We start from the raw sequence: 23,980 nt of genomic DNA, 5'->3' as shown, positions 1-23,980 counted from the left end.
CGCGACATCACGGCCTCACGGTGCCCTTGTGGACATCGGCCGCGCCGTAGTCATCAATGGTGGTGAAGGTGAAGGGCGTGCCGCTGGCAGGCGCCTGCGCCAGGCCCTTTAGCGGCAGGCGCAGATCGCCGAATGGCGCCACCATGCCGGTGGCCCCGTCGATCGCCTTGCCATCAGCGTCGAGCGACAGCTTGCTGATCGTGATGTAGTACGGCGTGGGATTGTGTGCCTCCAGTGCCGTGCCCTGGCCATCGGCGGCCTTGAAGACCAGCTTGTCGGGCGCCTTCAGCGGGTCGCCCTGCAGGCTGGCCGGGCGATAGAACAGCTTCAGCCGCGAACGTATCGCGAACTGCAAATAGTTGCGGCCAGCGTATTGCGAACCGCTGGGCTTGGGTGGAATTTCCAGCACATTCAGTGCGAACAGCGATTCGCGGTCGTTCGGCAGCGGCAGGGAGCCTTGGGTGTAGATGATCCGCAGGCTCTGATCCTTGTGCGCATCCATGCGGAACAGCGGCGGCGTAATCAGGAAGGGCGACTTGGCGTTGTCCGGTGTCGAATTGACATCGCCGTCGTCAATCCATGCCTCGACCAGGGCGGGCCGGTCGGCGTCGTTGGTCAGGCGCACGGTGATCTCGCCCTGCTGGGCGGGAAACACCACGCGAGTGCCGGCGATGACGACACTGGCCTGGGCCGAGCCGATGCCGACGACAAGCGCGGCCAAGGCTGCGCCCAAGGTGCAGAAGAGGCTTTTCATCGAGAGGGTTCCTGCTGGGCTTCGCCAGGTTCGGTATCGGAAACCGGGCGAGAAGGCGTGCCGCAGCCGAGGCGGCTGCGGCACGCGCTGCCGCTTACTGGTACGAGAAGGTAACGGTGGCGTTGGTGCTGACCGTACCGGCCGTCACCGAAGCCGCCTTGGTGTAGTACTGGGCAGTCATGGCGATGGTGCCCGACGAGCCGCTGGTGAGCGCGATATTGGTGGGAGCGTTGGCGTTGCTTTGCGTATTGATGACGGGGCCGCTGGCGCCGCCATTCAGCAATTGAACCTCGACATTGGTGCCGGCGGTGCCGGTGTTGGTGAGGTTGCCGTCGGTAGCGTTGTTGGCAGCGCCAGTGAAGTTCAGCGACGCCGCGGTGGCCGTCGTATCGCAGTTGGTAAGGGTGAGGTTGAAGCCCGTGGCGCCTGCGACGGTGCCGACAGCAGCATTCAAGGTCGCCGTCGTGACGGTGGGCAGCGTCACGGAGCCATTCTTAACGCCATTGACATTGAGCTGGCAGGTGTCAGCGACCACCTTGCCGGTGATGTTGATGGTGCCGGTGTTGGCAGCAGCCTGGGCCGCCGGCACGAAAGCCACCGCGCCGAGAACGGCGGCGAAAGCGGTGGAGAGTAGCGTCTTGGTCATGATGTTTCCTCTGGGTTTCTTGGGCATTGATTCGAGGTTGCAACAGCTTGTCGGTATCTCCGTGGCAGACTTGCGATGCCACTTTTCCAACAGGCGGTGAGGCAAGCTGTCGGAATTCGTGAGAGCAAAGATCGCGCCAAAGTGTGATGCACATCGCATTTTAGCGGCTTCAGGCTGATTGCGCCGGAAGCCACATGGGTCCGCGTTGCATATATGAACGGCGGTTGCGGGTGAACGGAGGCGCCATACTGTGGGCTGCAGGGATACGGCGAGCATCTTGAGCCCAATTGTCGTTAATTTCGCTCTTCCTGCATCCAATTTCCGCATCGGTGGCAGTCCAGGGCAGTCGCGATGTGGGGCTGCTGGATGGCACCGCCCACTGAACCGCAGCTATCCCGACGACCGAATGCGGTCTCGTGGCCTTTGTCCCAGGCGGCTGCCGCCAAGGTTTTGCCGGTGGCCTTCGGCGTCAACAAGTGACCATGAGTTGTCCAGCCGGTAGCTCTGCGCCGGGGCTGGGCACCGGCAGATCTTTGCGAACCCCAGTGAATGTAAAGCATGCTTGACATGACGGATGCGACAACACTACGCTGCGCATGTAAAGCACACTTTACATATCCAGGGGGTAATGCAATGCGCAAGATTCGTGATGCGGTTGGGAGAGTGTTTCGCGTCCTGCTGGTGCCGTTCCTGTTCGCCATCGGCGGGGTGGCAGGGCTGTCGGCCCACGGGGTGATTGCAGCGAACGGCCAGGTCGGCACCTTGAAATTCGAAGTGCACGGCACGCGGGGGCGGCCAGTGATCCTGATCCCCGGACTGGAGGGCGGGCCCTGGGTGTGGAAGGGCACGATCGCCGGGCTGGAAAAGGATCACGTGGTCTACGCGGTGACGCTGGCCGGTTTCGACGGCATGCCGGCGCCGGGGCGCAAGGCCGGGCTGATGGACCAGGCGGACGCCTCGCTGCTGCAGCTGATCGAGCAGCGGCACATCGACCGACCGGTGCTGGTTGGCCACAGCCTGGGCGGCACGCTGGCGCTGCGCTTTGCGGGCGAGCACGCGGCGTTGATCGCGGGCGTGATGGCGGTGGATGGCTTGCCGATCCTCCCCGGCATGGACCGGGTCAGCGCGGAGCAGCGCCGGGCGATCGCCGAGCGCACGCGCACCCAGATGGCGGCCATGACACCGGCGCAATTCCAGGCGGCGGCGCTGGGCTACATGGAGCACGTCGGCACCATCGATCCGGAGCTGGCGGCGCACTACGCGCCGATGAACGCGCGCAGCGACGCGGCGGCCACCGCCGAATACATGGCCGAGGACATGACGGCGGACGATCGCCCCCTGCTCAGGCAGGCGAACGTGCCGATCCTGGAGATCTCGCCGTACTACGCGCCGGATTTCGCCAAGCCGCCGCTGCAGTTCAGCGAGACGCAGAAGGCCGCCTACTACCAGGGGCTGCTGGCGGACGCGCCGCACGCCACGGTGGTCTCGATCGCGCCGTCGCGGCACTTCGCGATGCTCGACCAGCCGGCGAAATTCCAGCAGGTGCTGGGCGATTTCCTCGACTCCCTGCCGACGGGCGTGTCGCCATGACCCGTTCGCACCACCGACGCTATCAGCGCGAGTTCTGGCCGCCGATGATCGCCTACATCGCGATCATGCTCCTGCTGTGGCCACTGCTGGCGAAGGTGCATTACGTCTGGCTGAAAGCCGCGCTGGCGCTGCTGCCGGTGGTGCCGGTGCTGTTCGTGGTGCGCGCGATGGTGCGCCTGGTGCTGGGCAGCGACGAACTGGAGCAGCGCATCCACCTGATCGGCCTGGCGGTGGCGGCTACGGTGGTGAGCACGCTGAGCCTGGCGGGTGGCTTCCTGGCCGCAGGGGGCATCGTCGAGCTGGACGGCACGATCCTGATTTGGGTGTGGCCGGCGCTGGTGCTGACCTACACCATGGGGCGCGCCTGGGCCAGGCGCCGCTACGGCGGCGACTGGGGCGGCGAATGCGACGGCCTCGCCAGGCACTGGCAACTGTGGATCGCGGCGGCGGCGTTCGGCCTGATGGCCTTGCTGGGCTGGAGCCGGCTCGACGATTGGCAGCGGGGGCTGCTGTGCGGCCTGACCCTTTCGCTGGCGGCGTCCGCGCTGGTGCTGACGATCCGCCGCAGCATCAGGCCGGGGGACGAAGCGTGAGCGGCGGACGTTGCCGGCCCGCAGCGCACGCGCTGCAAGGCACGCACCGGCCGGCATGCCGCGGCACCAGGCAGGTTGTCCTGGCGCATGAATAACCACGTGCGCGAACTGCGCGGCGAGCAGGGCTGGTCGCAGGCGGACCTCGCCGAGCGGCTGGACGTGTCGCGGCAGACGATCAATGCGATCGAGACCGGCAAGTACGATCCCAGCCTGCCGCTGGCCTTCAGGATCGCGAAGCTGTTCGGACGTCCTATCGAATCCATCTTCGAACCAGGAAGCGACACATGAGCATGAACTCCAGGAAGCGCATGGCCGTCATCGTGGCCGTGGCGACCGCGATCTTCGCCGCCAACCACGCCGCACGGAAGAAGCCGCCAGAGCAGGGCGCAGCGCCGTCGCCGGGCACCGTTTCCGCACAACCGGCGGTGAAGCCTGCGGCGCCGCGTACCTGGAAACTGGGTTCGCTCACGCTGGCCGCCTGCGACCTGGGCCAGCCGAACAGCGGCCTGAGTGCCGCGGCCTGGTGCGGTTCGTTGGCGGTGCCGGAGAACCGCGCCGAGCCGCGGGGCCGCAAGATCGCGCTGAAACTGGCGGTGCTGCGGTCGAGTGCGCAGGTGGCGGACCGGGACATGCTGGTATTCCTCGCCGGCGGTCCGGGGCAGGCAGCCACCGAATACGCCGGGCCGATCGCGATGGCGCTGGAGCCGCTGCGCGCGCACCGCGACATCCTGCTGGTGGATCAGCGCGGCACCGGCGGCTCCAACGCGCTCACCTGCAAGGCCGGCGACAAGGGCGCGACGAACAGCGACACCGGCTTCGACCCCGACAAGCTGCGCGCCGAGGCGGCAGCCTGCCTGAAGCAAGTGGAGACGCATGCCGATCCGCGCTATTACACCACCACCGACGCGGTGCAGGACCTGGAAGACGTGCGCCGCGCGCTGGGCGCGCCCGAGTTCGACCTGGTCGGCGTGTCCTACGGCACGCGGCTGGCGCAGCAGTACCTCGGGCGCTATCCCGACGCGGTGCGCAGCATGGTGCTGGACAGCACGGTGCCGAACAGCGTGGTGCTGGGCGAGGACTTCGCGCGCAATCTCGACGACGCGCTGAAGGCGCAGTTCGCGCGCTGCGACGCCGACGCCGCCTGCAAGCAGCGTTTCGGCAAGCCGTACCAGACGCTGACCCAGCTGCGCGACGCCTTGCGCGCCAACCCGCATCCGGTCAGCTTCCGCGATCCCGAGACCTACCGGACGGTGCAGCGCGTATTGAGCGAGGACTCCCTGGTCAGCGTGGTGCGCATGTTCGCCTATACGCCGCCCACCGCCGCGCTGCTGCCGTTGTCCATCGACGCGGCCGCGCATGGGGACGTGGGGCCGCTGCTCGGCCAGGCCAAGCTGCTGACCGTGGACATGGCCGACCTCGCCGGCAGCGGCATGTCCTACTCGGTGATGTGCAGCGAAGATGCCGACCTGCTCACGCCACGCCCGCAGGACGCGGACACCTTGCTGGGCACCCGCATGATGGACGCCTACAAGGCGATCTGTTCGGTGTGGCCCAAGGGCGCGCGGCCGGCGGGTTTCCACCAGCCGCTCAGGACTGCCAAGCCGGTGCTGCTGCTAGCCGGCCAGTACGACCCGGTCACGCCGCCACGCTACGCCGACGAGGTGGCGAAACACCTGGCCAACGCGCGCGTGCTGCTGTTCAAGGGCCAGGGCCACAGCGTGATGGCGGCGGGATGCGGGCCGCAGCTGGTGCAGCGCTTCGTCGAGCATCCCGATCCGAAAGCGCTGGACGCCGGCTGCCTGGATCGCCTGCGGGCCACGCCATTCTTCGTCGACTTCAACGGAGCTACGCCATGAAAAGACCTTACGTACTGGCAAACGCCGTGTTGTGGGCGGCTGGGATGGTCGCGGCCGCCGCGCTCAAGGCACCGGTGTTCCTCACCGTCGTCCTGCTGCCGCTGCTGGCCACGCTTTCGATGCAGGCGGCCCGCGCGGACGCCTGCATCCACCGGAGTGAGCTCTCGTGATCGAAGTCAGGGACCTGCACAAGGCGTTCGGCACGGTGAAGGCTGTGGACGGCGTCGGCTTCGCCGCCCGCGACGGCGAGATCACCGGGCTGCTCGGCCCCAACGGCGCCGGCAAGACCACCACGCTGCGCATGCTCTACACGCTGATGACGCCGGACCGCGGCCAGGTGCTGGTGGACGGCATCGACGCCGCGGCCGATCCGCTGGCGGTACGCCGCCGCCTCGGCGTGCTGCCCGACGCGCGCGGCCTATACAAGCGGCTCACCGCACGCGAGAACATCGAGTACTTCGCCCGCCTGCAAGGCGTCGGCGAAGCCGAGCTGCACGCACGCCGCGAAGCGCTGGTCGATGCGCTGGAGATGCGCGACATCCTCGATCGCCGCACCGAGGGCTTCTCGCAGGGGCAGCGGGTGAAGACCGCGATCGCCCGCGCGCTGATCCACGATCCGCGCAACGTGATCCTGGACGAGCCCACCAACGGCCTCGACGTGATGGCTACGCGCGGTCTGCGCCGCTTCATGCAGCAGCTCAAGGGCGAGGGGCGTTGCGTGCTGTTCTCCAGCCACATCATGCAGGAGGTAGCGGCGCTGTGTGATCGCATCGTGGTGATAGCGCATGGCCGTGTGGTGGCCGACGAAACGCCGGACGCGCTGCGTGCGCAGACCGGCGAAACCAACCTGGAGGATGCCTTCGTGAAGATCATCGGCAGCGAGGAGGGCCTCGCCGCATGAACGCCGTCGTTTCCGAGGCACGCCGCGCTGGCGCCGTGCTCACCGTGTACCTGAAGGAAGTGCGCGAAAATCTGCGCGACCGCCGCACCCTGACCAGCGCCTTCCTCACCGGCCCGCTGCTGGGTCCGCTGTTGTTCGTGATGCTGGTCAACGTGCAGATCAACCAGCAACTGGACAAGGCCGACCAGCCGCTGCACGTGCCGGTGATCGGGGCGTCATACGCGCCGCACCTGGTCGACGCGCTGAAGGAGGGCGGCATCGTGCCGGCGCCGCCAGTGGCCGACCCGGGCCTGGCCGTGCGCAAGCAGGACGCCGACGTAGTGCTGCGCATCGCGGCGGATTACGGCAAGGCCTGGCGCAAGGGCGAGCCGGTGCAGGTGGAGATGTTCTACGACTCCTCGCGGCGGGATACCGACAGCGCGGTGGAGCGGCTGGGCAAGCTCGTGGAAACCTATGCCCGGCAGCAAGGCGCGATGCGGCTGGTGGCGCGTGGCCTGTCGCCGAGTACGGCGTGGCCGGTGCAGGTGGCCAGGCGCGACCAGGCCACGCCGCAGTCCCGTGCGGTGCTGCTGTTCGCGATGCTGCCGTACTTCTTCGTGATTACCCTTTTCATGGGCGGCATGTACCTGGCGATCGACCTCACCGCGGGCGAGCGGGAGCGGCAGTCGCTGGAACCGCTGTTCGCCAATCCGGTGGCGCGCTGGAAGATCCTCGTCGGCAAGCTCGCGGCGATCTGCACCTTCTCGCTGGCCAGCCTGGCGATCACCCTGCTGGCGTTTGCGGTGGTGGGCCGCCTCATTCCCGCCGAAAAGCTGGGGATGGAGCTGGACCTGGGCTGGCACTTCGCGGGCACGGTGCTGCTGCTGATGCTGCCGCTGGTGATGCTGCTGGCCGCGCTGCAGACCCTGGTGGCGGCGTTCGCCAAGAGCTACCGCGAGGCGCAGACCTACATTTCGCTGCTGATGATGGTGCCGCTGATCCCCAGCGCCCTGCTGGCCTTCCTGCCGATCAAGGCGCAGGCGTGGATGTACGCGGTGCCGCTGCTGGGCCAGAACCTCGGCATCATGCAGCAGCTGCGCGGCGACGGCGTCGGCGGCGAGCAGCTGCTGCTGTGCCTCGCCGGCACGCTGGCGGCGGCGCTGGTTGCCGCGGGCGTCACCGCGCAACTGTACCGTTCGGAGCGGCTGGCCATATCGGGTTGATGCTTTCCTACAGGGTGGCGGTTATCCATGCCGCCACCGCTTCCGGATGCTCCAGCTGCAGGTGGTGGCCGCCGGTCATGCGTTCGACCGCAATCCGCGGCACGCAGGCGGCGCGTGCCGCCATCATCGCCGGGGGCAGGTAGGGCGTGGCGGGTTGTGCCAGCAGCAGGGCGGTAGGTGCCTCGATGCCGGCGAGCAGCGCCAGGATCTGTGACTCGGCCAACCGGACCGGGGTGGGACGCGTGAGGCGCGGATCGCTGCGCCATTGCCAGGTGCCCTCGGTTCCGCGCATGCCGCGCGCCACGATGGGGCGCGCAAGTCGCGTATCCAGGCCGCTGGCCATGGCGCGGGCGCGGGCGGCCTGCTCGATGTCGCGGAACACGCGCAGGGCCGTGCCGTCGGCAGGGGGCTTGGCCAGGGCGTCGCGGTAGCGCTGCAAAGTGTGCGAGCCGTCGTCGCCCAGCGGACCCAGGCCCTCGATCAGGTGCAGCCGCTCGATCCGCGCCGGCGCGGCGGCCGCCACCAGTGCAGCGATGCCGGCGCCCAACGAATGGCCGAGCAGGCTGCAGCACGGCAGCTCCAGCGCGTCGAGCGCGGCCAGCGCGGCGCGCACGTATTCGACAACGTGGTAACCGGCGCCTGCAGGCAGGTGGTCCGAGTGGCCGTGGCCAGGCAGCTCCAGCGCGATCATGCGGCGATACGGGGTGAGCAGCGGCGCAAGCAGAGAGAAGCTGGCGGCATTGTCCAGCCAGCCGTGCAGGGCGACGAGCGGTGGTGCTTCAGGGTCGCCCCATTCCAGCGCGGCGAGCTCGAGACGGGGCAGGACGATGCGCCGTTCGCGCGGCGTGTTCACACCGGCCAGCCGGCGAGGTGGCGACGCACTAGCGCGGCGAGGCTGTGCACCTGTTCTGCGCCGTCGTTCAGCGCGGGGATGTAGCGCAGTGACTCGCCGCCGGCGTCGATGAAGAAGTCACGGTTCTGCATCGCGATCTCCTCCAGCGTTTCCAGGCAGTCCACCGCGAAGCCGGGGCAGGCCACGTCGAGCCGCCGTACCCCCTCGGCGGCCAGCTGGCGCACGGTGGTGTCGGTATAGGGCGACAGCCAGGCTTCGCGGCCCACCCGCGACTGGAAGCTCAGCAGCATTTGCGATTCGTCGAGTTTCAGTCGTTCGCGCAGCAGTCGTGCGGTGGCGCGGCATTGTTCCGCGTAAGGGTCGCCGAGCCGGACATAGCGCTCGGGGATGCCATGGAAGGACAGCAGCAGCCGGTCGCCGCGGCCGTGCCGCGCCCACCATGCCTCGATGCTCGCCGCCAGCGCCTCGATGTGGCCGGGATCGTCGTGGTAGTCGTTGACGAAGCGCAGCTCCGGTGGCCAGCGCAAGGCCTTCATCGCGTCGGCCACCGCGTCGATCACCGAGCCGGTGGAGGTGGCCGAATACTGCGGGTAAAGCGGCAGCACCAGGAGACGCCGCACGCCTTCGCGTTGCAGCTGCGCGACGGTAGGCATCACCGCCGGAGCGCCATAGCGCATCGCCAGCGCGACCCGCACGCCCGTGCCCAATTCCGCCTGCAACGCGCGGGCCAGCGCCTCGCTACGCCAGCGCAGCGGGGAACCTTGCTCGTCCCAGATGCGTCTGTAGGCATGCGCGGAGCGCCGCGGGCGCAGGCGCAGGATCACCCCGTGCAGGATCGGCCACCACTTCCAGCGCGGATAGTCGATCACCCGGCGATCGGACAGGAATTCGGCCAGGTACGGCCGCAACGCCTTGGCGGTGGGCGCCGCGGGCGTGCCCAGGTTGACCAGCAGCACGGCTGTCTGAACGGACGCCGCGGCGGCAGGGACGGAAAGGCCGGCAGGGCCGGTATAGTGATCGGGGTCAGGCATCGTGGCGGCGGCGGCGAGACTGCGGTGAGTCTGCCACAAGCGCGATGCGCATCCCCGCAACCCCACGACGGAGCTGCCCATGTTCAAGACATCCCTGCATCGCTTGTTGCTGGTCGGCGTCGCCCTGCTGTTGCCGGCGATGGCCGCGCATGCGGACGACGATTCCCCGCTGGTGCGCGCGCAGAATGCGGTGCGCGTGCTCAACGAGATCCAGCAGGCGCCGGACAAGGCCATCCCGGGCGACCTGCTCAAGGACGCGCGGGCGATCGCGGTGATCCCCGACGTGCTGAAGGTTGGCTTCGTGTTCGGCGGCCGTCGCGGCGAGGGGCTGATCTCGGTGAAGGGCCGGGACGGCACCTGGTCGAACCCCAGCTTCATTTCCTTTGGCGGGGGCAGCGTGGGCTTCCAGATCGGTGTGTCGTCCACCGACGTGATCCTGGTGTTCCGCACCCAGCGCGGGGTGGACTCGATCGTCAACGGCAAGTTCACGGTTGGTGCCGACGCTTCGGCCGCCGCCGGTCCGGTCGGCCGCACCGCCTCGGCCGCCACCGACCAGCAGCTGAAGGCGGAGATCTATTCCTACTCGCGCGCGCGCGGCCTGTTCGCCGGCGTGGCACTGGACGGCTCGGTGCTGAAGATCGACCAGGACGCCAATGCGGCGGTGTATGGCCCCGGCATCACCCCGCGGCGGATCTTCGAGGGCGGCGTGAGCAACGTGCCACCGGCGGTGGTGAAGTTTCGCGATGCGCTGGAAGAGTACACTTCCAAGTGACCGCCTTGTGCGAAGATCGGCAGCTCGCGGGCGGAGTCGTTTCCGCCCCGGGTCGCCTCGAGGAACATCATGGGTTTTGACAGCATCTGGCATTGGCTCCTGCTCCTGGTCATCGTGCTGCTGATCTTCGGCACCAAGAAGATCGGCAACATCGGCTCGGACCTCGGCAATGCCGTGCGCGGCTTCAAGAAGGCCATGCACGGGGACGAGGACGAGAAGGCGAAGGAGTCGCAGCAGGCGAAGGAGCAACTGCGCGCGGATCCGCCGGCGGCCTCGTCGGCGAACGCCACGCAGGACCAGCGCGACTCGCACGAGTCGAAGTAAGCGCGGTCGGGCCTGGCGGCGATGATCGAGATCAGCTTCGGCAAGCTGGTGCTGCTCGCGCTCGTCGCGCTGATCGTGCTCGGCCCCGAGAAGCTGCCCGGCGCGGCGCGCACCGCGGGCGCACTGCTGCGCCGCGTGCGCAACGGCTGGGACAGCGTGCGTGCGGAAGTGGAGCGCGAACTGGAAGTGGAAGAAATCAGGCGTGCCGCGCACGAGGCCGCTGCGCGCGCCGAGGCGGCGCAGGCCGAGTTCAAGGACGGTGTGCAGCAGGTGCGCCAGCCGGTCGACGAGGCGGCGGCCACGTTGAAGTCCGCGGCGACGCCGGCTCCGGCAGCCGCGGAAAGTGTGCCGGAAGTACAGCCGGAACTGCCGCTGGGCGAGCCGCCCGCTGCGCCAGCCACGAAGGAGGTGGCGCATGGCGGCCACTGATCCCGACGAGCTCGGCGACGACCTGCAGCAAGGCCTGTTCTCGCACCTGATCGAGTTGCGCTCGCGCCTGCTCAAGGCGATCGCCACCGTGCTGCTCGTGCTGGTGGCGCTGGTGCCGTTCGCGAACCGGCTGTACTCGGCACTCGCCGCGCCGCTGGTGGCGCGCTTGCCGCAGGGCGCGCACCTGATCGCCACCGAGGTGGCGAGCCCCTTCATCACACCGCTGAAGCTGGCGTTCTACGCCGCGCTGTTCATCAGCATGCCGGTGGTCCTGTACCAGTTGTGGGCCTTCGTCAGCCCCGGCCTGTACAAGCACGAGAAGCGCCTCGCGCGGCCGTTGCTGGTCGCCGCGCTGGCCCTGTTCTACTGCGGCTGCGCGTTCGCGTATTTCCTGGTACTCCCAGCGGCGTTCCGCTTCCTCACCGCGGTGACCCCCGCGGGCGTGGAGATGATGACCGACATCACGCACTACCTCGACTTCGTGATGCTGATGTTCTTCGCCTTCGGCCTGTGCTTCGAGGTGCCGGTGGCGGTGGTCATCCTCGCCGCCGTGGGCGTGGTGGATCTCGCCAAGCTGCGCAACGCGCGCCGCTACGCCATCGTGGGCGCGTTCGCGGTGGCCGCGCTCATCACGCCGCCCGACATCACCTCGATGATCATGCTGGGCATCCCGATGTGCCTGCTCTACGAGCTGGGCATCCTGGCGGTGCGCTGGCTGCTGCCAACGAAAGCGGCCGACTGAATCCCGCGCGCGGGAGGCCTTGGTTTTTTCACCCCGATGAAGGTCCGGGTCCAGCGAAGTTTGCGCCGGCCCGGGCCATGCGGTCGCCGGATGACGCGCCACACCTGCCCTTTTGGATCCGCCCCAAGGCGTTCCGCGCGCCGCCCGCCTGTCCTGCCCCGCAGGAATGACGGGCACGCAGCCGCCAGGTTTACGGCTGTGCGGTTGACGTTGCGCCCGCCGGGGCCGCGGCTGTTGGCGCCGCCAGCGGCTCCACCTTGGTCTCGTCGCTGGGCCGCAGCGCCAGGCCGCCCTGTTTGTACAGGTCGCTGGCCACCTGGTAGTAGGCGATCGCGGTGTCCACCTGGCCCTGTTTGATCGGCACCACGGGGGTAGCGTCGCCGGTGGCGAAGTCGGGTTTCAGCTGTTCCAGCCGCTTGCGCGGTTCCAGGATGGTGAGCGTGTCGCCGCGCACGTAGCCCAGCTTCTCATAGGTGCCGGGGAACGCGTGGCCCTGTTCCGGCGTGCGCTGGAACACGTCCTGGCCGAAGAAGCGCGAGCGGTAGCTGAAGTCGAGCAGGCCGAGCAGGGTGGGCGGGATGTCGAGCTGGCCCATCAGCGCGTTCACGCGCTCCGGCTTGAACTGCTCCGGCGCGTAGATCCACAGCGGGATGTGGTAGCGGTTGATCGGGATGCTGGTCTTGCCCGCGCTGGAGGCACAGTGGTCGGCGGTGATCACGAACACGGTATCGGCGAAGTAAGGCTTCGTGCGCGCGCGCTTGATGAAATCCTCGATCGACCAGTCGGTGTAGGCCACCGCGCCCGGCCGCGACGGCGCCTGGAACTTCACCCGCCCGGCCGGATAGGTGTAGGGCCGGTGGTTCGAGGTGGTCATGATGTGCAGGAAGAACGGCTTGCCCTCGGCGTGGATCTGGTCCATCTGCGACAGCGCAAGCGTGTACAGGTCCTCGTCGGCCACGCCCCATACGTTCTGGCTGTGGATGGGCATGTCCTTCGGGATCGCGCTGCGGTCCACCGTCTTGTAGCCGTTGTGGCCGAAGAAGTAGTTCATGTTGTCAAAGTAGCCGTAGCCGCCGTAGACGAACTCCGACACGTAGCCGCGGTTGTTGAACACGCTGGCCAGAGAGAACAGGTTCTCGTTGTCCTTCTCGCGCACCAGCGAATCGCCCGGCGTGGGCGGCACCGACAGCGACAGGGCCTCCAGTCCCCGTACCGTGCGCGTGCCGTTCGCGTAGAGGTTGTCGAAGAAGATGCTCTTGCCGACCAGCGAATCGAGGAAGGGCGTGAGGCCTTCCTTGTTGCCGAAGGTGCCCAGGTAGTCGCCGGACAGGCTCTCCACGCTGATCAGCACCACGTTCAGGTGCTTCTCCGGCCCGCTGGCGCGGATATCGCGGGTGAGGTCGCGTGGATCGTCGCTGGAGAAGCGGGCGTTCGGCGCCTTGAGGTCCCCGCGGATCAGCTTGAACGCCTCCGCGTCGGGCAGCGAGCGGTAGAACTTCTTGTAGTCGAGGTGGCTGGAGCGGAATGCCGCGAAGAACTGGTAGATGCCGTTGCCGGCCAGCTCGTTGACGTAGTTGTTGGCGGTGCGGTCCTTCATCTCGCCATTGACCGCGCCCACCGAGATCACGGTGAGCACCAGCCACACCAGCGGCACGCGGGCGCGCTGCCACAGCGTGCTGCCGTCGTCGCGCGCACGCAGGCCGCGCCGGGAGAGCACGAAGACCACCAGCGCCAGCACCACCAGCAGGGTCAGCCAGGTGCCGACGGGGTAGGACTCGCGGATGTTGCCGATCACCTCGGTGGTGTAGACAAGGTAGTCCACCGCGATGAAGTTGAAGCGCGAACTGAACTCGTTCCAGAACACCAGTTCCGACGCCGCCACGAACAGCAGTCCGTACAGCAGGGCCAGGCCCAGGATGTATAGGCCCCACTGCCCGCTGCCACGGTTGTAGGCCAGCGCGGGCAGCGGCAGGAAGAACAGGAACACCGGGACCAGCGGCCGCACGTCCTTCAGGTGCGCGTGCCACATGAGGTGCAGCACGCCGAAGCAGGCGGCGAACAGCAGCACCAGGATGGCGAGCCACGCCAGCCAGCGCGCCAGCCCCGCCACCGTCGCACGCCGGGTCGGCACCAGCCACAGGAACAGCACCATCGGCCAGGCCAGGTACAGGTAGGCGACCAGGTCGTAGCCCAGGCCCACCCCGAAGATGTACAACCAGTGCAGCGGGTTCGGCGCCACGTTGTGGCCCGACATCACCAGCAGCACGATGCGGGTGACGAAGGAGATTGCGAGGTAGGTGATGCCCAGCCACCACAGCGGCCGGAACCGCTGGCGCAGCGGCGAGGGATTGAACAGGGCGCGCGACACAGGCAGCTCCAGGGGGACAGGGGACGATGAGGCGCCGACTTGGGCCGGCGTCCAGGCGGGCGTCATGCCCGCGCGGGCCTAGATGTTACATTGTTTCATTTTTGCTTTCGGCAATCGCGGCGAGGCGGGCCCGTTCCATCGCCGCACCGATGGCCGGTCCCGCGAGCCCCTGTGCCACGAACGGCGCGGCGGTCACCGTTGCCGCGGCCGCACGGGCGCGCCGCAAACGATCGGCCTGCGGGTAGTCGTCGTGCTCGTGGCTCAGCCGGCCGCGCTTGTCGGCGAAACAGGCGGCGAGGAAGGTTTCCAGCCGCTCGGGCCGGCGCAGCGCGTCCAGCGCGACGAGCAGCTTCAGCACGGTGGCCGGCTTGAGTTCCAGCGCGCGGTGCGCGTTCAGGTGCTCACGGCAGACCAGTTCGGCCAGGGCGGCATGTTCGGTCGGCACCTTCAGCCGCGCCGCCAGCGCGCGGAGCGGTACCACGCCGCGCTGTTCGTGCATCAGGTGCCGCGGCAGCTCGGCGGCCGGCGTCAACGCCTTGCCGAGGTCGTGGGTGAGGGCGCAGAAACCCACCAGGTCGTCGCCGGGCGCGATCGCCGCCGCGGCATCCAGCACCATTTCCAGGTGCACGCCGGTGTCGATCTCGGGGTGGAACTCCGCGCGCTGGGGCACGCCGTAAAGCGCGTCGATTTCCGGAAACAGCACGCGCAGCGCGGCGGCGGCACGCAGCACGCGCAAGAAGGCGGACGGTTGCGCCTCGGCCAGCGCCTTGCGCGTCTCCGCCCACACCCGCTCGGGCACCAGGTGATCCACTTCGCCTTCGGCCACCAGCTGCCGCAGCAGGGCCATGGTCTCGTCAGCCACGGTGAAGCCCAGCGGCGCGAAGCGCGCGGCGAAGCGCGCCACCCGCAGCAGCCGCACGGGATCCTCCGCGAAGGCCGGCGAGACATGGCGCAGCACGCGCGCCTCAAGGTCGCGCGCGCCGCCGTAGGGATCGATCAGCGCACCGTGCTCGTCCTCGGCGATCGCGTTGATGGTGAGGTCACGTCGCGCCAGATCCTGCTCCAGCGTCACCGCGGGGTCGGCGTGGAACTCGAAGCCGTGGTAGCCGCGCCCGCTCTTGCGCTCGGTGCGCGCCAGCGCATGTTCCTCGCCGGTCCGTGGATGCAGGAACACCGGGAAGTCCCTGCCCACCGGCTTGTAACCCAGTGCCAGCAGTTCGTCCGGGGACGCGCCCGTCACCACGTAATCGCGGTCGCCCTCCGGACGTCCCAGCAGCTTGTCGCGGACCGCGCCGCCGACGAGATAGATGCGCATGAGCGGGATTGTGGCATGCTGCGCGGCGTTCCCTGCGCCCTGCGCGGTTGCCGCCATCATCGCGTCAGCGGCTGCCGCGAGCCGCTGCGGGCACCACGCCGCCCGTGGGCGACGCGGCAACTGCCGGCGCCTGCACCGAACCGGCCCGAGCCGGCGGCGGAGTAGGGCAGTCCACCGGCTTGCGCGGAGTGAGGCTGGTCGGCAGCGCGTAGGCCTGGCCGATAGGTGTCAGCCGGTCGGACATCGGCAGCACTTTGCCGTGCAGGCGCCAGCCGTACATCACGCTGTAGTCCAACACGCGGGCCACGTATTCGCGGGTTTCCTTGTACGGGATGGTGGCGATGAACAGGTCGGGCGGCAGCGCGCTGCGCGCAGCCACCCACTGTTCGACGCGGTTGGGACCGGCGTTGTAGGCGGCGCTGGCGAGCCAGGGCGCACCGTTGAAGCGCGCGGCGACCTGTGCGAGGTAGCGCGTGCCCAGGGCGATGCTCGTCGCAGGGTCGTACAGGCTGTCGCCGCCGGTCCAGGCCAGGCCATTGCGCTTTGCCACCAGGGCGGCGGTGGCGGGCACCAGCTGCATTAGGCCGCGTGCGTCGGCGCCGGAGCGGGCATCGTTCATCCAGGCGCTTTCCGCGCGCAGGATGCCGTAGGCCCAGGCGGGATCGATGCCGGCCTGCTCGGCCTGCGACACCAGGCCGTCCTGGCTGGCCAGCGGGAAGCGCAGCGTGTAGTAACGCATCGCCTCGCCGTGGTTGAGGGTGAATGCCGCACGGTCGTACCAGCCACGGCTGTCCGCCAGTTCGACGGCGAGTACCCGGGTGCGCTCGTCGGCGCCCTCCAGCGCGCGCGACCATTCGCGCCGCGCCAGTTTCGGCAGATCCACGGCAAACAGTTCGAACGCGCGCCGCAGGCCGGGTTGCGCCAGCAGCGCCTGTTGCTGGCGCGGCGCCTCGGGCGAGGCGCGCGGGCAGATCACGTAGGGTTGTTTGAGCTGGTCGGCGGCGAGAAAGCCGAAGAACGTGGTCTCGCTGGCGAGGTCGGCATAGATCGCCTGCGCCTCATCGTCGTGGCCGGTGGCGGCCAGCGCGCGGGCACGGAACCAGCGCCACTCGGCGTCCTGCTGCTGCGCGGCCGGCATCGCCGCGATCGCCGCCAGCACGGCGGTCCAGTCCTGCGCGGCCAGCGCCACGCGCGCGCGCCATTCGCGGGTCGCGTCGGTCTGCGCGGCGGCAGGCAGCGCGATCAATCGTGCGAGCGCGCCGGGGTCGAAATCGGTGGCGTGGAACAGCGCCAGTGCGCGCAGGATCGTGTCGCGCTGGCTGTCGCTGAATTGGAAGCGTGCCTGCAGCTGTTGCCATGCCGCGTCGGCGGCAGGCGTGTCACGGCGAGCCTGGCGCTCCAGTGCCAGCGTGGCGGCCTGGCGCGCGCGCGCGGTATCGGGCCAGCTCGCGGCGGCGGTGACGGCGGATGCCGGATCGCGCAGGGCCTGCGCCAGCCATTGCGCCTCCTGGTTCTGTGGCGCGGGCAGCCAGTTCGCGAGTACGGCGATGGTGCCGCCCTTGCCGGCGTCGGCGGCGCGGTCGATGCGCGCCCACAGCCGCGGCTCCGTCAGCAGGCCCTGGTCGTGCGCGGCCTGCAACACGGGGTCGCAGGCGCCAGGCAGTTCCGGCCGGGTCCACAGCGTGGCGAGGTCGGCGTCGAAGTCGAGTTTCGCGCCGCCGGCCATGCGCGCCTGCAGGGCATCACAGGCGAGTGCGTCGCCCATGCCGGGCTGGTACAGGGCGAGGAAGCCGTTCCAGTCCTGCCGCCGCGCGAGTTCCAGCAGGAAGTCGCGGCGCAGGTCCTGCGCAGGGATCAGCTCGGGATACTTCGCGAGATACGCCTGCACCGTGGCCAGGTCGACCTGGTGGATGTCGTGCTCCAGGGCGGCGGCAGGCAGGTAGGGGTAGAGCGGGTAGTCGTGCAGCCGGCCGGCGTATGCGCGCCAGCTGTCGCCACCCTGCTGGGCAGCGGACCAGGCCTGCCTGAACGCGGCGCGTTGCGCCACGGTGGGCGTGGCCGCGTGCGCGCCGACGGCGGCGAGCAGGGCGCCACAGGCCAACAGCAGGGACGACAGGCGGATAGGGGAATGGCGCCGCGGCGCTGCCTTCGCAAACATGCAAACTCCTTGGTGGCCCCTGTGGCGGATTGTAGTGGAAGCGCCTGAATGCACCGACGTGCGCCATGGCTTGCGCCCGGTGCGTGCCTGATAATCTGGCGCCCCCGCTTCCGCTCGCACAGGCTCGGTATGTCGTTTCCCCCTGCATCCCGCGGCCGTCGCTTCGTCGCTTGGCTGGTGCTGTTCCTGCTGGCGCTGGCGGGGGCGGCATGGTGGTGGGGCAAGGGGCGCCCGGTTGAGCTGCCCGGCGCGCCTTCGGCGCGGATCGCCTGCGTCTCCTACGCGCCGTTCCGTCGGCAGGGCGAGACACCGCTCGATCCGCATGCCTTCATCAGCCCCGCACGCATCGACGCCGACCTGCGCGCGTTGTCCGAGCGATTCGACTGCGTGCGCACGTATTCGCAGGGGCAGGGCCTCTCCGCGGTGCCGGGCATCGCGGCGCGTTACCACATGCAGGTGCTGATGGGCATCTGGCTGGGCCGCGATCCCAAGGCGAACGCCGAGCAGGTCGCCCTGGGCATCGCCACCGCGCGCAAGTATCCGGCCGTGCTGCGCGGGGTGATCGTCGGCAACGAGGTGCTGCTGCGTGGCGAACTGTCGGGTGCCGAGATCGCCGGCTACCTGCGCGAGGTGCGCGCGGCGCTGCCGGCGAGCATCCCGGTGACCTATGCCGATGTCTGGGAGTACTGGCTGCGCCATCCGGAGCTGGCCAGTTCGGTGGATTTCGTGACCATCCACATCCTGCCGTACTGGGAAGACCAGCCGGTGCCGCCGGAGCGCGCGATCCAGCATGTCGAGGATGTCTATGCGAGGGTCGGGCAGGCCTTTCCCGGCAAGCCCGTGATGATCGGCGAGACCGGCTGGCCCAGCGAGGGTCGGCCGCGCCGCGATGCCGTGGCGAGCCGGGTGAACGAGGCGCGCTACCTGCGCGAATTCCTCCGCTATGCGGCCAGGGTGCGGATGCCGTACAACGTGATCGAGGCTTTCGATCAGCCGTGGAAGCGCGCCCAGGAAGGCACCGTGGGCGGCTACTGGGGCATCTTCGATGCGCAAGCGCGGCCTAAGTTCGCGATGCAGGGGCCGGTGGTCGAGATTCCGCGCTGGTGGCTGGGCTGGCTGGCCGGCGCAGTGGGTGCGTTGCTGTTCATGCTCGTCGGCCAGCGCCGCCGGCGCTGGCAGCGCAGTCGCGGCTGGCTGGCGCTGGGCCTGGCCGGCTTCGCCTGCGGCTCGGCGCTGGCCTGGCAAGCCCGGCAGATGGGCTATGCCTGTCGCGATGACTGGGAGTGGACGATCTCCATCGTTGCCTGCGTGGCCGCGCTGTTCACCGCGTTGCGACTGGCGGCGTGGCTGGCCGGGCGGCTGGCGGGTGGGCCATTCAAGCCAGCACCGGCGGGAAGGCTGCGCTTCGCCTGGCTGTTCCTGCTGGCGCTGTACGGCCTGCTGCTGGTGTTCGACGGTCGTTACCGCGATTTCCCGTTGGGCCTGTTCGCCTTGCCCTGCGTGGGGTACGCGCTGACGGCGTGGCTGGACGAACGCCGGCGCCGGCCCTCGCGCGAGGCGCTGTTCCTCGCCGCGTGGCTGCCGCTGCTGGCCGGCGTGGTGGTGGCGCTGGAGCTGGGCGAGAACCCGTCGACCTGGTTGTGGTTCGCGCTCAACCTGCTGATCGCCGTGCCGGTGTTCGCCACGTGGCGACGAGCGCGTTTCGCGCCGGTTCGCGCAGGCACTATGCTCGATGGATCCCATTGAAGAGGACGAAGCCATGCGCCTGGACAAGCAACGCATCGTGGTGACCGGTGCCTTCGGCACCCTGGGCGCGGCGGTGGTGCGTGCCGCGCTGGGCGCAGGCGCCGCCGTGGCGGCCATCGACCACGCGCCGGTGCCGGCGAACCTCGGCGCGGCGCACGGCTTCGGCGGCGTGGACCTAGCCGACACGGCGGCGGCGAAGCATGCCATCGACGCCGCGGCCGAGGCGCTGGGCGGCCTCGATGCGCTGGTGAACATCGCCGGCACCTTCCGCTGGGAGACGCTGGCCGACGGCGATCCCGACACCTGGGACCTGCTCTACCGGATCAACCTGCGCACCGCGGTGGCGGCGAGCAAGGCCGCGCTGCCGTACCTGCCCGACGGCAGCGGCCGCATCGTCAACATCGGCGCCAACTCGGCGCTGAAAGCCGGTGCCGGCGTGGGCGCGTACACCGCATCGAAGTCGGGCGTGCTGCGCCTCACCGAGTCGCTGGCGGAAGAGCTGAAGCCGCGCGGCATCACCGTCAACGCGCTGTTGCCCAGCATCATCGACACCCCCCCGAACCGCGCCGACATGCCCGATGCGGATTTCAGCCGCTGGGTGCAGCCGGAGCAATTGGCAGGCGTAATCGTGTTCCTGCTATCCGATGCGGCGTCGGCGATCACCGGTGCGCTGATTCCGGTCACCGGGCGGGTGTGACCGCGACTCGCCTCTCCTGTCGCGGAGAGGGCCGGTTGGAGGGCGCCAGCGAGAGGCTTTCGCCGCCGTGCCCGTGTCCGCCGGCGGCGGCCTTGCGGACATTTGTCCCGGGCGACGTAGCGGCTTCGGCCCCCTGCCGGCGCCCGAAGCCGCTACGCGGCCGGCGAGAGAGGACCGATCAGCCCGCGGACCCGCTGCTCTCGCCAGAACGCCGGGCAGGCAACCGTTCGCCCGGCGCAGCCAGTTGCACGAGGCGCAGGCAGCCGACCAGCAAAGCCAGAGCCCCCGGTTCGTAGTTGTAGAGCTGCAAGGCCACCGCGCCCAGTGCCGCCGCCAGCCACGCCAGCGCACGCGAGCGGCGCAGCAGGGACAGCAGCGCGGCGATCAGCGCCGCCCCGCCAAAGACATCGTGCAGGAAGCCCAGCACCAGTGCCTGGCGCAGCGCGCACCAGGCGGGCGCCTGCGCGGCGGTGCAAGCCTGCGCCATCGGCGGCGGTTCGATCAGGCCGTAGCGCAGCCATGCCGCGCCCAGGCCCGCCAGGATCAGCAGCAGCCACGGCGTCAGCCGACGCAACCGGTGGACGCTCATCAATGGCCTCCGGGGGGAGCCGGCGGGTTGCCTGCTGGCAGCCGGATCTCCGCGGCCAGCGCGAGATGGTCGGAAAACGCCTGCGGCAGCGTCCACACTCTGTCCAGCGCTACCGAGGGCGAGACAAGGATGTGGTCCAGTGCGCGCCTCGGCTTCCAGCTGGGGAAGGTGGGCGTGGGTTGCATCGGCGGCTGCAGCCGCGTGCGGGCGAACAACTGGCGCATCTCGGCGCTCTCGAGCTCGGTGTTGAGGTCGCCCATCAGCACCACGTGCGGGTGGTCCTGGAGGATCTCGGCGATGAAGTCCAGCTGGCGCGCGCGTGTAGGAGCGCGCAGCGAGAGATGGGCGATCATCACGGCCAGCGCGCTGGCGTCTTCGCCGAAGCGGACCAGCAGGGCGCCGCGGCCGCGGCCGGGCAGCGGATAGTCGATCACCGCGCTGGGCTCGATGCGGCTGATCAATCCGTTGGCGGTATGCGACAGCTTCGCCACTGGCCGGTTCGGCTGGTGGCTCCAGTAGGGCATGCCGGCGGTTTCGGCGAGATAGCGGGTCTGGTTGAGGAAGCCCGAGCGCAGGCTGCCGGCATCGACCTCCTGCAGTCCGATCACGTCGAACTGCGGCAGCAGCGCGGCGAGCCGGTCGAGGTTGTCGATCTTGCTGCGCCCAGGCAGCACCGCATTGAGGCTACGGGTGACGTATTCGCTGTAGCGCTGCACGCTGGCGCCGGCGAGGATGTTGCAGCTCAGCAGGCGCAGGCGGTGCTCGGCAGCGGCGGGGGCGGGGGCGGGGGCGGCGCGGTTCATCAGGCTGCGTAAGGTACACGCGGAAAGCCGCAGCGGACGTGAACGCCCCCGCGGCGGGCGATCACGCGGTCACTTGCCGCCCTTGTCCGCCCCGGCGAGTTCGCGCTTGGCCAGCCACTGCGCCACTGCGGACAGCTCGTCCAGCGTATGGACGTTGGTGACGCGGTACTTGCCGTCGATCACGATGCTGGGCGTGCCGTCCACGCCCCACTTCTGGATCAGCGCCAAGTCGGCCTTCAGCTTCGCGGTGGCGGCGTCGGAGGTGGCGAGGCGCATGAACTCGGCGCGGTTCACGCCCTGGCGGGCGTAGAAGTCGGCCAGGTCGTCCAGCGAGTTCAACGGGTAGTGCTGGGCGAACTTCTCCTTGAACAGCTCGAGATGGGTGCGATCCACCACGCCGAGCTGGTTCGCCGCGTAGTAGGCGCGCGCGAACGGCAGCCACTCGGCGTTGAACGGCGCCGGCACCAGCTCGAACTTCACGCCCTTGGGCAGTGATTCCTTCAGCTTCTCGGCGATCGGCGCGAACTCGGCGCAGTGGATGCAGCCGTAGGAAAACACCTCGGCCACCTCGACCTTGCCCTCGCTGCTGTAGCGCTGGTGCGGGCCGGGCAGGGTGACGTACTGGTCGCCTTCGGTATACGGCGGCGGCGTGCCGGATTGCGCGGTGCAGGCGCTGGCCAGCGCGAGGCCGGCGATCAGGGTGACAGAGCGCAGGCGGGCGAGATGCTTCATCGGGGAATGCTCGGGAACGGTTTCAGGGAGGGCGCGTTGCGGCTCAGGCTGCTCTACTTGCCGGCACCCGCGGCGGCTTCCTTCGCCACCAGCCACTGGGTCAGCTCGATCGCGCGCTGCACGGTGTGCACGTCGGAGGGCGAGAAGCGGTACTTGCCGTCTACCACGATGGTGGGCGTGCCCGGCACCCCGTAAGCCTTGATGAGGTCGTCGGCCTGTTTCATCTTGGTGTTGACCGAGAAGGAGTTGGCCACCGCCACGAACTCCTTGGGGTCCACGCCGTACTTCGCGTAGAACTTCGCGATGTCCTCGATCGTGGGCCAGGCGCCCTTGGGCTTGGGGCGACCGGTCGAGAGGTCGTAGGTGGCCGTTTCGCCGGTCTTCCAGGTGGCGTCGAAGAAGGCGTCGTGGGCCTTGGCGCGCACGCCCAGCGCCTGGGCGGCGTAGAACGCGCGCTGGTACACGGGCCAGTTCTCGTCGGGGCGGAAGGCGGCGGGCAGGTAATGCACCACGGCGTCCGCGGGCAGCGTTTTCTCGATCTGGTCCATCGCGCCGTGGAAGCTGTTGCAGGCTGGGCAGGCGTAGGAGAACACCTCCACCACCTCGATCTTGTCGGTGGCGACGGCCTTGGGCTGGGCCGGATCGATGCGGAAATAGTCCTTGCCCTCGACCCACTTGCCGTCGTCGACGAAAGGCGCGGCGGCCGGAGTCGCGGCTGCCGTCGTTGCCGCGGCCGCAGGCGTGGCCGTGCTTGCCGCAGCGGCCGTGGCGGCGGCAGTCGGCGCGGCACTGGCCGCCGATGAGGGCGCGCTGGCGGTCGCGGGCGCGGCAGGCGCCGTCGTGGCGGAGGTCGCGGGCGTGGTCGGCGTGGCGGTGCCGTTGTCGCCGGAATGGCCGCAGGCGGTCAGCGCCAGCAAGGCGGCGCACAGGATAGCCAGACGCTTCAACATGGGTTACCTCGGTGGTGCGGGGGCACGGGATGCGGACGCACCGGCGTGCCGCCGACGCATCCGTGAAGGATCAGGGCGTGGCGGCTTTCGGCTTCTGCAGATCCGCCGCGGTGGCCGTGTGCAAGCCTTCGATGTAGCTGGCCAGCGCGGCGATGTCGTCCGCGTCCAGCTTCTTGGCGATGGAGGGCATGACCTGCGAGTGCGCATCCGTGCCCCAGCTGGCGCCGTCGTGCCAGGCCTTCAGCGTGGCCTGGACGTATTGCGCGTGCTGGCTCTGCAGCTGCGGGTACATCGCGCCGGGATTGCCGCGGCCGTCGATGCTGTGGCAGGCCATGCAGGCGGGGATGCCGCGCTTGGTGTCGCCCTCGCGGAACAGCTGCTGGCCGTGCTCGACCAGCGCCTGGTCGGCCACGCCCGGCAGCGCGGTCTTGCTGGCGAAGTAGGCACCGATGTCGTGCATGTCCTGCTCGGACAGCGGCGTGGCCATGCCCAGCATGATCGGGTTCTGGCGCCGGCCGCTCTTGAAGTTCTCCAGTTGGCGGACGATGTACTGCTCGCTCTGTCCGGCCAGCTTCGGGTATTGCGGATCGGTGGAGTTGCCGTCCATGCCGTGGCAGGCGCCGCAGGCGGCGGCCTTGCCCTGGCCTGCCGTGGCGTCGCCGGGTTTCACCGCGGCCTGGGCGGTGCCCAGCGCGGCCGTGGAGGAGGCAGGTTGCGCAGCCGTGGCGGCCTTGGCCGGAGCAGCCGTCGACTTGGCGGAATCCTGCGCCATCGCCGTGCCTGCCGCCATGGCGAAGATCAGGACTGCGGTAGAGCCCAGCACGACGGGTCGAAAACCTGCGAACCGAAAACCCATACACTTCCCCTCTCGGAAACTGTCGAAGGCTGCCACCGCTTGCCGGTATCGGCGCCACGGGCAGAAACCATCG

The 23,980-nt window shown here is 69.2% G+C and carries 25 protein-coding genes; 13 read left to right on the top strand and 12 right to left on the bottom strand.

Annotation, left to right across the window (positions count from 1 at the left end; all coding sequences use genetic code 11):
• Positions 1 to 7: 7 nt before the first annotated feature.
• Positions 8 to 838: a fimbrial biogenesis chaperone gene (locus tag AC2EWF_RS16725; protein WP_483640524.1), complete on the bottom strand. Its 831-nt coding sequence runs from the start codon at positions 836 to 838 to the stop codon at positions 8 to 10.
• A 10-nt stretch (positions 839 to 848) separates the two neighbouring features.
• Entirely contained in the window at positions 849 to 1,400 is a 552-nt protein-coding gene (locus AC2EWF_RS16720; protein WP_483640523.1) for a fimbrial protein, read from the bottom strand.
• Positions 1,401 to 2,033: 633 nt separating this feature from the next.
• On the opposite strand from AC2EWF_RS16720, the gene AC2EWF_RS16715 reads away from it, so the two are divergent.
• From AC2EWF_RS16715 to AC2EWF_RS16685, 7 genes are all read left to right on the top strand, one after another.
• Positions 2,034 to 2,990 (top strand): alpha/beta fold hydrolase, encoded by a 957-nt coding sequence (locus AC2EWF_RS16715; RefSeq protein ID WP_483640522.1) that lies wholly within the window; start codon positions 2,034 to 2,036, stop codon positions 2,988 to 2,990.
• Entirely contained in the window at positions 2,987 to 3,583 is a 597-nt protein-coding gene (locus AC2EWF_RS16710) for a hypothetical protein (protein WP_483640521.1), read from the top strand. The genes AC2EWF_RS16715 and AC2EWF_RS16710 overlap by 4 nt, the downstream gene beginning before the upstream one ends.
• 87 nt (positions 3,584 to 3,670) lie before the next feature.
• Complete coding sequence (locus AC2EWF_RS16705) at positions 3,671 to 3,871, top strand: helix-turn-helix transcriptional regulator (protein ID WP_483640520.1); 201 nt, start codon at positions 3,671 to 3,673, stop codon at positions 3,869 to 3,871.
• Positions 3,868 to 5,439 (top strand): alpha/beta fold hydrolase, encoded by a 1,572-nt coding sequence (locus AC2EWF_RS16700; protein ID WP_483640519.1) that lies wholly within the window; start codon positions 3,868 to 3,870, stop codon positions 5,437 to 5,439. Before AC2EWF_RS16705 ends, AC2EWF_RS16700 begins: the two co-directional genes overlap by 4 nt.
• Positions 5,436 to 5,609, top strand: a complete 174-nt coding sequence (locus tag AC2EWF_RS16695; RefSeq protein ID WP_483640518.1) for a hypothetical protein — start codon at positions 5,436 to 5,438, stop codon at positions 5,607 to 5,609. Before AC2EWF_RS16700 ends, AC2EWF_RS16695 begins: the two co-directional genes overlap by 4 nt.
• Positions 5,606 to 6,340 carry an ABC transporter ATP-binding protein gene (locus AC2EWF_RS16690; protein WP_483640517.1) on the top strand — a complete coding sequence of 245 codons (735 nt, stop codon included), beginning with the start codon at positions 5,606 to 5,608 and terminating at the stop codon, positions 6,338 to 6,340. The genes AC2EWF_RS16695 and AC2EWF_RS16690 overlap by 4 nt, the downstream gene beginning before the upstream one ends.
• Positions 6,337 to 7,542 carry an ABC transporter permease gene (locus AC2EWF_RS16685; protein WP_483640516.1) on the top strand — a complete coding sequence of 402 codons (1,206 nt, stop codon included), beginning with the start codon at positions 6,337 to 6,339 and terminating at the stop codon, positions 7,540 to 7,542. Before AC2EWF_RS16690 ends, AC2EWF_RS16685 begins: the two co-directional genes overlap by 4 nt.
• Before the next feature lie 7 nt (positions 7,543 to 7,549).
• Here the strand turns inward: AC2EWF_RS16685 and AC2EWF_RS16680 are convergent, their stop codons facing one another.
• Together AC2EWF_RS16680 and hemH are read right to left on the bottom strand one after the other, a co-directional pair.
• Entirely contained in the window at positions 7,550 to 8,395 is an 846-nt protein-coding gene (locus AC2EWF_RS16680; RefSeq protein WP_483640515.1) for an alpha/beta fold hydrolase, read from the bottom strand.
• Positions 8,392 to 9,426, bottom strand: a complete 1,035-nt coding sequence (gene hemH, locus AC2EWF_RS16675; RefSeq protein ID WP_483640679.1) for a ferrochelatase — start codon at positions 9,424 to 9,426, stop codon at positions 8,392 to 8,394. Before hemH ends, AC2EWF_RS16680 begins: the two co-directional genes overlap by 4 nt.
• 79 nt (positions 9,427 to 9,505) lie before the next feature.
• On the opposite strand from hemH, the gene AC2EWF_RS16670 reads away from it, so the two are divergent.
• From AC2EWF_RS16670 to tatC, 4 genes are all read left to right on the top strand, one after another.
• Positions 9,506 to 10,198 carry a lipid-binding SYLF domain-containing protein gene (locus tag AC2EWF_RS16670; RefSeq protein WP_483640514.1) on the top strand — a complete coding sequence of 231 codons (693 nt, stop codon included), beginning with the start codon at positions 9,506 to 9,508 and terminating at the stop codon, positions 10,196 to 10,198.
• A 69-nt stretch (positions 10,199 to 10,267) separates the two neighbouring features.
• The gene (gene tatA / locus AC2EWF_RS16665; protein WP_483640513.1) at positions 10,268 to 10,522 is read left to right on the top strand and encodes a Sec-independent protein translocase subunit TatA; all 255 of its coding nucleotides are present in this window, start codon (positions 10,268 to 10,270) and stop codon (positions 10,520 to 10,522) included.
• 21 nt (positions 10,523 to 10,543) lie between these two features.
• A complete protein-coding gene (gene tatB, locus AC2EWF_RS16660) occupies positions 10,544 to 10,951 on the top strand; it encodes a Sec-independent protein translocase protein TatB (protein ID WP_483640512.1) in 408 nt (135 codons plus the stop codon).
• Positions 10,938 to 11,693 carry a twin-arginine translocase subunit TatC gene (tatC, locus tag AC2EWF_RS16655; protein WP_483640511.1) on the top strand — a complete coding sequence of 252 codons (756 nt, stop codon included), beginning with the start codon at positions 10,938 to 10,940 and terminating at the stop codon, positions 11,691 to 11,693. Before tatB ends, tatC begins: the two co-directional genes overlap by 14 nt.
• 190 nt (positions 11,694 to 11,883) lie before the next feature.
• Here the strand turns inward: tatC and AC2EWF_RS16650 are convergent, their stop codons facing one another.
• The 3 genes from AC2EWF_RS16650 to AC2EWF_RS16640 form a co-directional block, all read right to left on the bottom strand.
• Positions 11,884 to 14,061, bottom strand: a complete 2,178-nt coding sequence (locus tag AC2EWF_RS16650; protein WP_483640510.1) for an LTA synthase family protein — start codon at positions 14,059 to 14,061, stop codon at positions 11,884 to 11,886.
• An 85-nt stretch (positions 14,062 to 14,146) separates the two neighbouring features.
• A complete protein-coding gene (locus tag AC2EWF_RS16645) occupies positions 14,147 to 15,376 on the bottom strand; it encodes a multifunctional CCA addition/repair protein (RefSeq protein WP_483640509.1) in 1,230 nt (409 codons plus the stop codon).
• 64 nt (positions 15,377 to 15,440) lie between these two features.
• Positions 15,441 to 17,534 carry a transglycosylase SLT domain-containing protein gene (locus AC2EWF_RS16640; RefSeq protein ID WP_483640508.1) on the bottom strand — a complete coding sequence of 698 codons (2,094 nt, stop codon included), beginning with the start codon at positions 17,532 to 17,534 and terminating at the stop codon, positions 15,441 to 15,443.
• Between the two features lie 129 nt (positions 17,535 to 17,663).
• Between AC2EWF_RS16640 and AC2EWF_RS16635 the strand changes: the two genes are divergently transcribed.
• Both AC2EWF_RS16635 and AC2EWF_RS16630 read left to right on the top strand, forming a co-directional pair.
• Positions 17,664 to 19,280 (top strand): glycoside hydrolase family 17 protein, encoded by a 1,617-nt coding sequence (locus tag AC2EWF_RS16635; protein WP_483640507.1) that lies wholly within the window; start codon positions 17,664 to 17,666, stop codon positions 19,278 to 19,280.
• Positions 19,267 to 19,977: an SDR family oxidoreductase gene (locus AC2EWF_RS16630; protein ID WP_483640506.1), complete on the top strand. Its 711-nt coding sequence runs from the start codon at positions 19,267 to 19,269 to the stop codon at positions 19,975 to 19,977. The genes AC2EWF_RS16635 and AC2EWF_RS16630 overlap by 14 nt, the downstream gene beginning before the upstream one ends.
• Positions 19,978 to 20,155: 178 nt before the next feature.
• Here AC2EWF_RS16630 and AC2EWF_RS16625 read toward each other — a convergent pair whose 3' ends face one another.
• From AC2EWF_RS16625 to AC2EWF_RS16605, 5 genes are all read right to left on the bottom strand, one after another.
• On the bottom strand, positions 20,156 to 20,566 hold the full coding sequence (locus tag AC2EWF_RS16625) for a hypothetical protein (RefSeq protein ID WP_483640505.1): 411 nt from the start codon (positions 20,564 to 20,566) through the stop codon (positions 20,156 to 20,158).
• Positions 20,566 to 21,369, bottom strand: a complete 804-nt coding sequence (locus AC2EWF_RS16620) for an endonuclease/exonuclease/phosphatase family protein (RefSeq protein ID WP_483640504.1) — start codon at positions 21,367 to 21,369, stop codon at positions 20,566 to 20,568. Before AC2EWF_RS16620 ends, AC2EWF_RS16625 begins: the two co-directional genes overlap by 1 nt.
• 69 nt (positions 21,370 to 21,438) lie before the next feature.
• Complete coding sequence (locus AC2EWF_RS16615; RefSeq protein ID WP_483640503.1) at positions 21,439 to 22,101, bottom strand: thiol:disulfide interchange protein DsbA/DsbL; 663 nt, start codon at positions 22,099 to 22,101, stop codon at positions 21,439 to 21,441.
• Between the two features lie 53 nt (positions 22,102 to 22,154).
• Positions 22,155 to 23,051, bottom strand: a complete 897-nt coding sequence (locus tag AC2EWF_RS16610) for a thiol:disulfide interchange protein DsbA/DsbL (protein ID WP_483640502.1) — start codon at positions 23,049 to 23,051, stop codon at positions 22,155 to 22,157.
• A 70-nt stretch (positions 23,052 to 23,121) separates the two neighbouring features.
• The gene (locus tag AC2EWF_RS16605) at positions 23,122 to 23,841 is read right to left on the bottom strand and encodes a c-type cytochrome (RefSeq protein WP_483640501.1); all 720 of its coding nucleotides are present in this window, start codon (positions 23,839 to 23,841) and stop codon (positions 23,122 to 23,124) included.
• Between the last annotated feature and the right edge of the window lie 139 nt (positions 23,842 to 23,980).

The organism is Rhodanobacter sp. sgz306013, assembly GCF_057031145.1.
Note: the sequence above shows the minus strand (reverse complement) of the source record. Positions and strands in the feature narration are given on the sequence as shown.